Annotated in this window: 6 protein-coding genes and 1 pseudogene; all 7 read left to right on the top strand. The window is 45.5% G+C overall.

Features of this window, described 5'->3' with window-relative positions; all coding sequences use genetic code 11:
* Positions 1-106: 106 nt before the first annotated feature.
* The 7 genes and pseudogenes from HEQ19_26625 (at position 107) to HEQ19_26600 (ending at position 13,273) form a co-directional block, all read left to right on the top strand.
* Positions 107-877 carry a pentapeptide repeat-containing protein gene (locus tag HEQ19_26625; protein ID WYM02515.1) on the top strand — a complete coding sequence of 257 codons (771 nt, stop codon included), beginning with the start codon at positions 107-109 and terminating at the stop codon, positions 875-877.
* 203 nt (positions 878-1,080) lie between these two features.
* Positions 1,081-1,269: pseudogene (locus tag HEQ19_26620) on the top strand (Uma2 family endonuclease).
* 254 nt (positions 1,270-1,523) lie between these two features.
* Complete coding sequence (locus HEQ19_31395) at positions 1,524-1,628, top strand: hypothetical protein (GenBank protein ID WZI67241.1); 105 nt, start codon at positions 1,524-1,526, stop codon at positions 1,626-1,628.
* Between the two features lie 164 nt (positions 1,629-1,792).
* Positions 1,793-2,032: a hypothetical protein gene (locus HEQ19_26615; GenBank protein WYM02514.1), complete on the top strand. Its 240-nt coding sequence runs from the start codon at positions 1,793-1,795 to the stop codon at positions 2,030-2,032.
* Positions 2,029-2,442, top strand: coding sequence for a putative toxin-antitoxin system toxin component, PIN family (locus HEQ19_26610; protein WYM02513.1), 414 nt, complete (start codon positions 2,029-2,031; stop codon positions 2,440-2,442). The genes HEQ19_26615 and HEQ19_26610 overlap by 4 nt, the downstream gene beginning before the upstream one ends.
* A gap of 519 nt (positions 2,443-2,961) precedes the next feature.
* On the top strand, positions 2,962-4,647 hold the full coding sequence (gene ilvD, locus HEQ19_26605) for a dihydroxy-acid dehydratase (protein ID WYM03643.1): 1,686 nt from the start codon (positions 2,962-2,964) through the stop codon (positions 4,645-4,647).
* A 793-nt stretch (positions 4,648-5,440) separates the two neighbouring features.
* A complete protein-coding gene (locus HEQ19_26600) occupies positions 5,441-13,273 on the top strand; it encodes an ExeM/NucH family extracellular endonuclease (GenBank protein ID WYM02512.1) in 7,833 nt (2,610 codons plus the stop codon).
* Positions 13,274-13,490: the final 217 nt, after the last annotated feature.

Below are 13,490 nucleotides of genomic sequence, written 5' to 3'. Positions count from 1 at the left end.
GCTACAATAGAGGGCAAGCAGCACAAGTTTCGCATATCATAGGCTGAAGTATAAATACATCTCAGTTAAGTCTGAGGATTGAGCAAAAGATATTGCGAAAACGATTATGAAAAGCCAAATTCTAGCCACAGCAGCATTTTTAACCACAATTAGCCTGACAACCACCGTCCAAGCCGCTAATTCTGAACATATTAGACAGTTATTGGCAACCAAGGAATGTCAAAACTGTGACCTCACTGGCGCTGGTTTCGTATTGGCTGACTTAACTGGAGCAAATTTGAGTGGTGCTAATCTCGCAGGTGCTAACCTCAGCCGCGCTAATTTAAGCGGTGCTGATTTGCGGGGTGCGAACTTGAGCGGCGCTGGATTATTTGGTGCCAACCTCACTGGTGCTAAACTCAGTGGGGCAAATCTGGTGGGTGCTGATTTGAGAAATAGCTATTTAGGGAATGCACAACTTACAGGTGTTGACCTCAACAGTACTAACCTCCAAGGCGCAATTGGTATACCATTACAAATTGCTAAACCAGAAGAATTTTATGCTTGGGGTATTGCAGAAGCACAAAAAGGCAACCAACAACAAGCTATAGATTATTTTAATCAGGCGATCGCCATTCAGCCGGAATATGCAGGGGCTTACCTCGCCCGTGGTATAGCCCGTTACCAAATTTTAGACCGCAAGGGTGCCTTTGAGGATGCCCAAAAGGCCGAAAAACTATTTACCTCCCAAAGCAATACTTCTGGAATCCAAACAGCACAAGCTTTTCTCAAAGAATTGCAAATACCTCAAGATGGTAAAATCAGCGCTGGTAAACCCAGTTTATTTGATTTTGTAGGCAGTCTTGGCTCAGTGTTGCTGCAGTTCTTTCCCTTTTAATTTGACCTTAGTCTCACCGAGAACTTTGTTTATGCTGTCAGGACTTACTCTGCGGGCACATATATTTTCCGCTATGGTGGTCAAGAGTCAAAAGTCCAGGTTTTTTGGACTCTTGACTTTTGACCCTTGTCTGCGACACGCTGCGCGATGACAAGCTCTCGCGTTAAAACTATAGATATCAACTGCTGCTGGGAGTGGAGATGATGTTGTTGGAATTAAAGCGCATCCATGTTCCACCTGGACAAAGAGTGCTGCTACAAGATGTTACTTGGACAGAATTGGAAACAATTATCGAGGACTTAGGAGAACATCGGGCAGCACGAATTGCTTATGATCAAGGAACATTGGAGATTATGGCACCATTGCCTGAACATGAAGACGATAAAGAAATTATGGTTCTTGCGTACTTAACGTGCTAAATTTTTAATTACAGTCGATAACTTTGTTTTAAAATCAAGGCTTACAGGCGCTTATAGCCAAAATTTTAATCATCAGACCTAAAAGGCAGTAAATAATGGCTGTCATCTTATCCCAGCAAGGATTTCAAGCTTATTTTTCAACATATTTAGCACGCTAAGTACGCAAGAACCGAAGGGCGAGGCTTTAAACCCATTTCTTTGGTAAAGTAGAGGGTACAGGACTAGGACTGAGCCTAGCGCGGGAAATTACTCTGGCTCACGATGGTAAACTTACCCTTGACCCCACCTTGCCTAATCAGACTGCTTTTACTTTAAGTTTACCAAGCGGTTGAGTGAGGAACAATGCTGTCGTAACGCACCGTAATTTGTGGTGCTTTGCGCTTCGTTTTAACGCACCCTACATACTGGAAGCGAGGGAATTAGAGGAGAAAATTGCAGAGAATGTGGCGATGCTGTTAGAACAAGGGTAGATAAAAGTTAAGTCACTGGATAAATTATGAACGCTTATAAAACCTACATCACAATTGCAGATCCAAAGCAGTTAGTATTATCTGATTTACCATTTCAAGCAGGACAGAGAGTTGAGGTGATTATTTTAGCAGAGGATAATCAAAGGGCTACTTTAGCAGCAGAATTAAAAAAGTTATTCAAAGAAATACAAGCGATACACGCAGATAATCCCTTGACTGATGAAGAGATAGCAGCAGAAATTGAAGCTTATAGGCAGGGAGAATGAAAATTATTATTGATACTAATATCCTAGTATCTGCTGTGATCGCTGATAAAAATCCAGAGGCAGTAATTTTATTTGTGATTGCTAATTCTGATTTTGAGTGGGTTGTATCGGCAGAGATTATAACAGAGTATAAAGAAGTTTTAAAGCGTCCTCGTTTCAAGTTAACTGAGGCACAATACCAAAGATGGGTTTATTTGATTGATTCAGTGACAACACTAATTAATGTGGATGTGGAGGTTGATTTTCCCAGAGATAGGAAAGATGCAAAGTTTTTAGCTTGTGCTATTGCAGCAGGGGCAGATTTTTTTATTACGGGTGATGCTGACTTTAATGAAGCGCAAACTTTGTTAAATACAACTATTATTTCTCTGTCTTTATTTAAAAGGTTAGTTTGTGATGTGAGAGAATAAGCTTTTTCAGCGCTTCAGGCGGAATTGCATTGGACATATTTTTTCCCCAATTTCACAAATAAACTATAATGCTTGTAAGCTTTGATTTATCAGCATTAGAGCCAATAATTCAGGCGATCGCAATAATCCATTAGTTGGAGAGATGGATAAATTAGAAACCTTCCACAATCAGCAACGCCGGTTAAGAAAATAGGACTTACGCACTCGTTATGAAAAATCAAGGGTTTGGGTTGGGCATGGGGCGACAGGCGCCGGGCAGGAAAAATTCACCAATGCCCCATGCCCTATGCCCTATGCCCCATGCCCGATCTCCACGAATAGCCTAGTGCGTAAGTCATAACTTCATTATTTATCTAATTTGTCAATGCGTAGACACTAGATAAATTTGTGTAATATTTTACTACATTTTATAACTAATCATTAATGAGTCCATTCTTATCTTTGATTGTGTGCCGTATGAGTGCGAAAATGAATGAAGAAAATCGCAACAGTTGCGATGATCGCACGGAAGGAAAAAAAATGTCGGAGAATTTAAGAAGCCAAGTTGTGACACAAGGGGTGCAGCGATCGCCTAATCGCGCTATGCTGCGTGCAGTTGGTTTTCAGGATGAGGATTTTAACAAGGCCATTGTGGGTGTTGCCAATGGTTACAGTACGATTACCCCCTGTAATATGGGGATAAATCAACTGGCGCTCATAGCAGAAGTTGGCGTCAAAACCGCCGGGGCAATGCCCCAGGTCTTTGGTACAATTACAATTAGTGATGGGATTTCGATGGGAACCGAAGGGATGAAATATTCCCTAGTTTCGCGAGAAGTCATTGCTGACTCGATTGAAACCGCCTGTACAGGCCAAAGTATGGATGGGGTAATTGCCATTGGCGGTTGTGATAAAAATATGCCAGGGGCAATGATTGCGATGGCTCGGATGAATATCCCGGCTATCTTTGTTTATGGTGGCACAATTAAACCCGGAAAATACAACGGTAAGGATTTAACTGTTGTCAGTTCCTTTGAAGCGGTTGGTCAATACAGCGCCGGCAAAATTGACGAAAACGAACTAACAGAAGTCGAACGCAACGCTTGTCCTGGTGCTGGTTCCTGTGGGGGAATGTTTACGGCTAACACCATGTCTTCGGCTTTTGAAGCAATGGGTATGAGTTTACCATATTCTTCGACAATGGCAGCAGAAGATGCCGAAAAAGCTGAGAGTACCGAAAAATCGGCGTTTGTCTTGGTGGAAGCAATTCGTAAGCAAATCTTACCCCGCCAAATTATCACCCGCAAATCTATAGAAAACGCCATTTCGGTAATTATGGCAGTCGGTGGTTCCACAAATGCCGTATTGCACTTTTTGGCAATATCCCGCGCTGCTGGTGTAGAACTCACTATCGATGACTTTGAAACTATTCGTGGCCGTGTTCCGGTTTTGTGCGATTTAAAACCGAGTGGTAAGTATGTTGCCACAGACTTACACAAAGCAGGTGGCATTCCCCAAGTAATGAAAATGCTACTGGCGCATGGCTTAATCCACGGTGATGCTCTGACCATCACGGGTGAAACCATAGCCGAAGCCTTGGCAGATATACCAGAAGAACCAAACCCCAACCAAGATGTAATCCGTCCTTGGAACAACCCGATGTATGCTCAAGGACACTTAGCCATCCTCAAAGGGAATCTGGCGACAGAAGGGGCTGTAGCTAAAATTACCGGAGTGAAAAAGCCAGTCATTACCGGACCGGCACGGGTATTTGAATCTGAAGAAGCCTGTTTAGATGCAATTCTGGCGGGTAAGATTCAAGCAGGTGATGTGATTGTCATCCGCTACGAAGGGCCAAAAGGCGGTCCAGGGATGCGGGAAATGTTGGCGCCCACCTCAGCAATTATTGGTGCGGGTTTAGGAGATGCAGTCGGATTAATTACCGATGGGAGATTTTCCGGCGGTACTTATGGTATGGTAGTTGGTCACGTTGCACCAGAAGCAGCCGTTGGCGGTGCGATCGCCCTAGTTGAAGAAGGTGATAGCATTACTATCGATGCTCCAGCTCGCCTATTGCAGTTAAATATATCTGATGACGAATTAGCTCGTCGTCGTGCCAATTGGCAACCCCCCGCACCGCGTTACACTAAAGGCGTATTGGCGAAATATGCCAAATTAGTAGCTTCTAGCAGCGTTGGTGCTGTCACCGATTTAGCTTTGTTTTAGTGAACTACCGACACTATAGCACTTCCTATTCAGATGAGGTACAAAATTGTATCACGCGATGTAGGGGCACGGCACTGCCGTGCCCTTACCGATGTACCTCACTAGAGCGAGAAACGCTATAGTAGTCCACCAAGTTAACAATGCTTGGTGAATTGATTTGTTCGTAGTTGCGCTAATATCGAATTAATGCAGCCCTCACCAGTAGTAATATTACTGTGATTGCATAGCTCAAAGACTTGCATTTTGGAATCTTTAACCATCCCACGGTTGATGGTATCAGCGTCACCGTGGGATTGAAAGTTTCTCTGATTTTCTCTAATTTATTTATTACAGCCATTTTCAGGTAAATAGACCACAGGGTAGGGGCGCAAGGCCTTGCGCCCCTACGAAGATCTGTGGTTATTGCGTGAAAATTGCTGTAATAAAAGCTTTAAACAACCTATTTTACTTAATCTGCAAAATAATCAATAAATTTTTCCAATAAGTATTTTCTATTATTAGCATGTGATTTTTCTCAGTTATAAACATCTTGTAAATTTACTTTTACGTAGTCTTGCCTTAACCTTAACCAAATATCATAAATAGTGTTAACTAACACTAGTTATACTTCATTTTGCTTGCCAACTTACACAATCCCTAAGCGGTGGGGCGGCTTTGGGATCACATCTACAAGGGAATGAGTTTTCCCTTCAGTGTGAACAAAAAGCCCTGGAAGTTCTCAACAGTCAACAGTCAACCGTCAACAGTTAGAAGTTTAGATACACATCACAAAAACTTGAAAGGATGATAATGTATGGCAGCGACAACTCTGACTGCTGGTGATATTGCGATAATTGGTTTTAATACATCTGGAACTCCTGACACATTGGCAATTCTCTTCCTGAATACCGTTGGTTCAGGAACTAAATTCTTCATAAATGATAATGAAGTGACATCTGATGGAGGTAATAGCTTTGCTGACTTCAACGAAGGAGCATATGAGTTTGTAGCTAATCAAGATATTGCTGCTGGAACAGTTATCAATCTTGGATACGGTACAAATCAAAATGTGACAAACACACAATATACTTACACGCAGAAATCCAGTGGTTCTCCTGGATTGACTAATGCGAGTGAGGAGCTATATATCTACCAAACCAGCACAGGTGTATACAACACGGGAACAAACAATTTTGTTTATGGACTGCGAACAGGAAATACTACTGGTCTACGTCCTTCCGGACTTACTAATGGATCAACTTGGCTGACGATTTCTGCAAATGCTTCTCTGAGCTATAAAACGAGTGGAGCAGTCTATTCTGGTGATAAGACATCTCTGTTAAGCGCGATCGCCAATACTTCTACAAATTGGGTATCTGGTGCGCCACCATCTTCTAATTCTTATAGCTTCAGTGTGACAAGTGGAATTCCCACAGTTAACTTATCCCTCAGTAGCAATACAGGAACTGAAGCGGGGACAACAGTCATCACCGTCACCGCTACAGCCTCCAGTGCAGTTTCTGGTAATCAGACTGTTAACTTAGGAGTATCGGGAACTGGTATCACCACAGGAGATTACAACCTCAGCAATACTACAATTACCATCCTGAGCGGACAAACCACAGGTTCTGTCACCTTCACAGTTGTAGATGATGCTTTAGTTGAGGGTACGGAAACTGCTACATTGACCATTACTAACCCCTCATCAGGTATTGCCTTAGGTAGCACCATTACCCAAAACATTATCATAACAGATAATGATGTTGTCAACACAGCCCCCACCATTCAGGCTGATAATGAAACAATCATAGACCCAGACAAAGTTACAGCTTTCCTGAATATTCCTGATAACAGCCTTGCTGGTAGCCCTGCTGCTTATATTAGTGGTGTAATTAACGACCCCACCGACCCTGCAAGCACCATTGGGATTGAGTTTAACGTCGCCGACGCAGAAACAGCAGCTGGTTCCTTAACTGTAACAGCAACCAGCAGCAACACGGGAGTTGTGACCAACACCAACCTAACAATTACGGGAACTGGAAATAGCCGCAACCTAAAAATTACGCCTACAGGTGTAGGTTACAGCGATATCACCGTCACCGTTAGTGATGGTACACTCAGCAATTCTTACGTTATCAAATATGCGGCTTCAGCGGCGGGTACAAATAACACCCGCTTCCTGACTGGGACTTCTGACGCTTCCACAGCGATCGCCATTGACTCAAATTATCTGCTGGTGGGAGACGATGAAGACCAGACAATTAGACTCTATGACCGGAATAATTCTGGTTTACCTCTAGCCAGCTTTGACTTCACCTCAAGTCTTGGGTTATCAGGTTCCAGTGAGGTTGACATTGAAGCTTCAACTAAGGTAGGTAATACCATTTACTGGATGGGTTCCCACAGTAATTCTAGTGGGGGTAGCGACAGACCCAATCGCGAACGCATCTTTGCTACCCAGATTTCTGGTACAGGTGCTAACACAACGCTGACATTCCAGGGATACTATCAATATCTTGAAGATGACCTAATTGCTTGGGATAATGCCAACGGTCACGGTTTAGGTGCTGGCTACTTAGGACTAGGGGCTAGTGCAGCTAATAATGTTGTACCAGAACAAACAAACGGCTTTAACATCGAAGGCTTGACAATAGCCCCCGATGGTACTACAGCTTACGTTGGCTTTCGTGCGCCTAATGAACCAACAAGCGATCGCACCAAGGCGCTGATTGTTACGGTGACAAACTTTACTAGTATCCTGAATGCCTCTGGTGGGACATCAGGCTCTGCTACCTTTGGCGCTCCCATTTTACTTGACTTAGGCGGTCGAGGAATTCGCAGCATTGAGCGTAATGCTAATAATGAATATATCATTATTGCCGGGTCTAGCGGTGCGGCTGGCAGCGCTCCCAATGATTTCCGCCTTTACACTTGGACTGGCAATGCAGCTGATACCCCTGTACTACGTGCAACCGATTTAACAGCGTTAAATGCGGGGGGTAGCTTTGAGACCATTGTAGAAGTACCTAGTTCCCTGACCGACAGCACCCAATTCCAGGTATTGATAGATAATGGCGATAACGTCTGGTACAACGACGGTATAGCCTCCAAGGATCTGGCGCAGGATAACTTCCAGAAATTCCGCAGCGAGACCATCACCCTAGGGTCTGCGGTGACATTACCAATCATCACTATAGCTGCCACAGATACCGCCGCCGCTGAAGCAGGCACAAACCCAGGCACTTTTAGGATCACCCGCACAGGTAGCACAGCTACAGACCTGACAATTAACTACAGCATTACCACAGGTGCAGGTCAAGCAGCCAATGATGGTAGTGACTACACCCCAACCTTAACAGGTACTGCCACCATTGCGGCTAATAGCTCATTTGTTGATATCACCATCACCCCAGTTGATGATACAACCCAAGAAGCCAGTGAAAACGTTACTCTCACCTTGGGAAGCGGCGCTAACTACACCTTGGGTGGAACAACCACAGCCACAGTCACCATTACAGACAATGATACTGTCACACCACCTGCAACCCTGGCTGTAGGAGACATCATCTTTAATGAGTACGCCGCAGATAATGATGCTAACGGCAATGATTTCTTTGAACTACTAGTTCTCAAAGATAACGCTGACCTGCGTGGTTTACGGGTTAGTGATAATGAATTTGTCGGTGGTGTCCTGAATAATAATGAATCAGTCTTCGTCTTTGGCAATGATTCATTTTTGAGCAGTGTTCCCAAAGGTACAATTATCACTGTTTGGACTACTACACTAGGAGTCACCACAGATACTGATACCAGTGACTGGAAAATGGTTCTCGCGCCAGGAACAGGTGTGACAGTCAGCGTGGACGGCTTAGGCGGTAGCACGAATACAGGATTATCTACTAGTGGGGAAGCCCTCTACCTCTACTTACCCGGAGCCGATGGTAACAGTGGTGGTACGGACAATATCTACCTAGACTTTATTTCCTCTGAAGGCGGAGGAAATGCACCTGATGGTTTGGTTAACCTCAACTTGCCTAGTGTTGCCGATAACGCCTACTATACAGGTAACACCGCCGCTGGTAACGACACAGCTAGTAACTGGGTGCGGTATGACTTCCCAGCCACTGCATCTAATTACCCCACCCCTGGGGATGCTAACCCCGGTCAAGATTTAAGTGCTTTACGTGGTGGAACAACAGCTTCCCTCAGTTTGAGCATTTCACCTAACACATTCTCCGAGGCTGCAGGAACATCAGTCGCTACAGGAACTGTTACCCGCACTGGTAGCACCACCAGTGACCTGATAGTAACATTAGTCAGTAACGATACATCAGAAGCAACGGTTCCTACTACTGTCACCATTGCGGCTGGACAAACCTCAGCTACCTTTGCAGTCACAGCTATAGATGATGCGGTAGTAGATGGTTCCCAAAACGTCACCATCACCGCCAGTGCGACTGGCTTTAGTAATAGCACCGCTAGCGTGACAGTAACAGATGACGAAGTTGTCGTTACCAAAATCCACGATATTCAAGGTAGCGGTTCCACCTTTAACTCCGCCTTTAGTGGTACTCGTACCATTGAGGGTATTGTCGTCGCTGCTTTTGCTGGCTCTACTAAACTCAACGGCTTCTACGTCCAAGAAGAAGACGCCGACGCTGATGGTAACTCTGCAACCTCAGAAGGTATCTTTGTTTTTGACCCATCAGGACTGTTTTCTGGTAACGTTGGCGATAAGGTGCGGGTAACTGGAAATGTTGCCGAATTCACTAGCACTAGTAGTGGTAATACCAGCAGCTTGACGCAACTCTCTAATGTAACAACTGTTGTCAACCTGGGCGCTAGCACCTTACCTACAGTCACTAACATCCAGTTACCTGTAACTAGTGTGACAGACTTAGAAAGCTACGAAGGGATGTTAGTCAATGTTAGTGCTGCGAGTGGTAACTTGACAGTCACCGAGTATTTTCAGCTAGGACGTTTTGGACAGGTTCTGCTCTCAGCCACAGGCGCCAGCAACCAACCTGGTACTGACGCCAGACTCGACCAGTACACCCAATTCAACGCACCGAGCGTCAGTGGCTATTCTGCTTATTTAGCTGAGATTGCCAAACGGGAAATCTACTTAGATGACGGTAGCAGTACGCAAAACCCTAGCACCATTCTTTTTGGTCGTGGTGGTAATCCTCTAAGCGCATCTAACACATTGCGCGGTGGTGATACCGTTACCAGCATCACTGGTGTTTTAGACCAACGTTTTGAAGGGTATCGCGTTCAAACCTCCACAGGAGTTAACTTTACACCAACTAATCCCCGTCCCACCTCAGCACCTGATGTCGGCGGTAGCCTCAAAGTAGCTAGCTTTAACGTTCTCAACTATTTTAACGGTGATGGCGCTGGTGGTGGCTTCCCCACTGCACGGGGAGCAGAGAACGCCTCAGAGTTGACACGTCAGCGTAACAAGATTATCCAAGCCATAATTGGCACAGGCGCTGATGTCCTCGGACTGATGGAAATCGAAAACGATGGCTATGGTTCTACCAGTGCAATTCAAGATTTAGTTAACGGACTGAATGCAGTAGCTGGTGCGGGAACTTACACGTTTATCAATCCCGGAACCAGTTTGGGAACTGACCAAATTGCAGTGGGATTAATCTACAAGCCTGGTAAAGTTACTGCAGTAGGTGCAGCTGCAACCATGCCAAATGGATATGGTACTGGTGCATTTGACTTAGTTGGACGTAAACCACTGGCGCAGACTTTCCAACAAAACTCAACTGGTGAAAAATTCACTGCAGTTGTTAACCACTTCAAGTCTAAAGGTTCCAGTTCTGGTGGTGTTGGCGATGCTGACGCTGGCGACGGTCAAGGTTTCTCGAATGGAACACGTACCCGTCAGGCTCAAGATTTGGCACAATGGTTAGCGACAAAACCCACAGGTACTACTGACTCTGATTACCTGGTTTTGGGCGACCTCAACGCCTACGCCAAAGAAGATCCATTAACAACTCTCGCAGGTGCCGGGTATAATAGCCTAGTCCCGGATACTTCCTACTCCTATGTTTTCGATGGACAGTTGGGTTCCCTTGACCATGCCCTAGCTACTAGCAGTTTAGCTACACAGGTAACTGGTGCAGATAAATGGCACATTAATGCCGATGAACCCAGTGTTCTAGATTACAACACTAACTTTAAGTCAACAGGTCAAGTCAGTAGCTTATACAATGCTGACCAATACCGTTCCTCTGACCACGATCCGGTGATTGTGGGACTGAACCTGAACACTGCGCCTGTAGCTGGTAATGACACTGCAACTACTAACGAAGACACTGCAATTAACATCAACGTTCTCGGTAATGACAGTGATGTCAATGGTGATGTGCTGCAACTGAGTCTGGTATCGGCTCCAGTTAATGGTACTGCGATTGTGAACAACAATGGCACTACTGACAACTTTGCTGATGACTTTATTATCTACACCCCAAATTCCAACTATAACGGCAGCGATAGCTTTACTTACTCCATTAACGATGGTAAGGGCAAAACTGCAACAGCAACGGTAAACATCACGATTACTTCAGTGAATGACCCAGCCATCATCAGCGGGAACATCACAGGCGCAGTTACAGAAGATGCAGCCCAAAATACCGTCACTGGTAGTCTGAGTGTCACCGATGTCGATTCTCCTGCTACCTTTGTCGCCCAAACCAACAGCAGCGGCACCTACGGTAGCTTTACCATCAGTAACAATGGTAACTGGAGCTATAGCCTCGACAACAGCAACTCAGCCACCAATGGCTTGACAGCAGGTCAAACAGTCAACGATACTTTCACGGTGCAGACTGCAGATGGCACCAGCCAAACAGTTACCATCACTGTGACAGGTGCTAATGACTCAGCCATCATCAGCGGGAACATCACAGGCGCAGTCACAGAAGATGCAGCCCAAAATACCGTCACGGGTAGCCTGAGTGTCACCGATGTCGATTCTCCTGCTACCTTTGTCGCCCAAACCAACAGCAGCGGTACTTACGGTAGCTTTACCATCAGTAACAATGGTAACTGGAGCTATAGCCTCAACAACAGCAACTCAGCCACCAATGCCTTGACAGCAGGTCAAACAGTCAACGATACTTTCACGGTGCAGACTGCAGATGGCACCAGCCAAACAGTTACCATCACTGTGACAGGTGCTAATGATGGGATTACGATTTTGGGTACTGCGGGCAATGATACCCTCACAGGAACTGACGGATCTGACATTATTTCGGGTCTAGCAGGTAACGATACCCTCAATGGTGGTGCTGGTAACGATACCCTCAATGGTGGTATTGGCAATGATGTGTTAAATGGTGACGCTGGCGATGATAACCTCAATGGCGACGCTGGCAATGATGTGTTAAATGGTGGAGATGGCAATGACTCCCTCAATGGCGGTGTCGGGAACGATACCCTCACTGGCGGTGCTGGTAACGATAACCTCAATGGTGGTGTCGGGAACGATACCCTCACTGGCGGTGCTGGTAACGATAACCTCAATGGTGGTATTGGCAATGATGTGCTAGATGGCGGTGTTGGCAATGATGTGCTAGATGGCGGTGCTGGTAATGACACCTACATTGTAGACAGCGTTGATGATGTGATTGTCGAATATGCCAATTCTGGCACGGATACAGTTAGATCCTCAGTCACTTTCACCTTGGCAAATAATGTCGAGAACCTAACACTGACTGGAACATTAGCGATTGATGGGACTGGCAATAACCTCAACAATATACTCACAGGCAATGCTGCCAATAATACCCTCAATGGCGGTGCTGGTAACGATACCCTCACTGGTGCCGCTGGCGATGATACCCTCAATGGCGACGCTGGTAATGATGTGTTAAATGGTGGGGATGGTAATGACTCCCTCAATGGCGGTGTCGGTAACGATACCCTCACTGGCGGTGCTGGTAACGATATCCTCAATGGTGGGGATGGCAATGATCTGTTAGATGGCGGTGTTGGCAATGACACCCTGACTGGCGGTGCTGGTAATGATACCTACACTGTAGACAGCGTTGATGATGTGATTGTGGAAGATGTCAACTCTGGCACTGATACAGTTAGATCCTCAGTCACTTTCACCTTGGCAAACTATGTCGAGAACCTAACACTGACCGGAACATTAGCGATTGATGGGACTGGCAATAACCTCAACAATATACTCACAGGTAATGCTGCCAATAATACCCTCAATGGCGGTGCTGGTAACGATATCCTCAATGGTGGTGCTGGCGATGATCTGCTTTATGGCGGTGCTGGTAATGATGTCTTGACTGGTGGAACTGGTGGCGATGGCTTCTACCTCACTGGTAATAGCGTTGGTGATTTTGATACCCTCGCTGACTTTGCACGAGGCGTTGATACGATCTTCATCTCCAAATCAGATTTCGGACTGACTCAAGCACTGGGTGTACTTGACGCCAGCTTGTTGCGATTGGGTGCGAGTGCGACTAGTGCGAGCGATCGCTTTGTCTACAACTCGGCTACGGGTAAACTCTTCTTTGATGCAGATGGTCTTGGCGGTGTGGCACAAGTCCAAATTGCCCAGTTATCGAATAAAGCAGCCCTCACCAGTAATAATATTACTGTGATTGCATAGCTCAAAAACTTGCATTTTTGAATTTTTGACCATCCCACGGTTGATTGCATCAGCGTCACCGTGGGATTTTTACAGCGATTTTCAGGTAAATGAACCACATTTTTATATCTCACGCAAAGGCGCAAAGGCGCATTCGCGGAGCGTCTCGCAGAGAAGGAAGAAAGAAATACAGATATCGGGGTGTCGTCTAAATACCTGAAAACTGCTGTAAAAGGTA

Source organism: Gloeotrichia echinulata CP02, from assembly GCA_038087035.1.
GTDB lineage: Bacteria > Cyanobacteriota > Cyanobacteriia > Cyanobacteriales > Nostocaceae > Gloeotrichia > Gloeotrichia echinulata.
Note: the sequence above shows the minus strand (reverse complement) of the source record. Positions and strands in the feature narration are given on the sequence as shown.

Coding starts and splice junctions, on each gene's coding strand:
- HEQ19_26600 (WYM02512.1), top strand. CDS start 5,441: ATGGCAGCGACAACTCTGACTGCTGGTGATATTGCGATAATTGGTTTT.
- HEQ19_26610 (WYM02513.1), top strand. CDS start 2,029: ATGAAAATTATTATTGATACTAATATCCTAGTATCTGCTGTGATCGCT.
- HEQ19_26615 (WYM02514.1), top strand. CDS start 1,793: ATGAACGCTTATAAAACCTACATCACAATTGCAGATCCAAAGCAGTTA.
- HEQ19_26625 (WYM02515.1), top strand. CDS start 107: ATGAAAAGCCAAATTCTAGCCACAGCAGCATTTTTAACCACAATTAGC.
- ilvD (WYM03643.1), top strand. CDS start 2,962: ATGTCGGAGAATTTAAGAAGCCAAGTTGTGACACAAGGGGTGCAGCGA.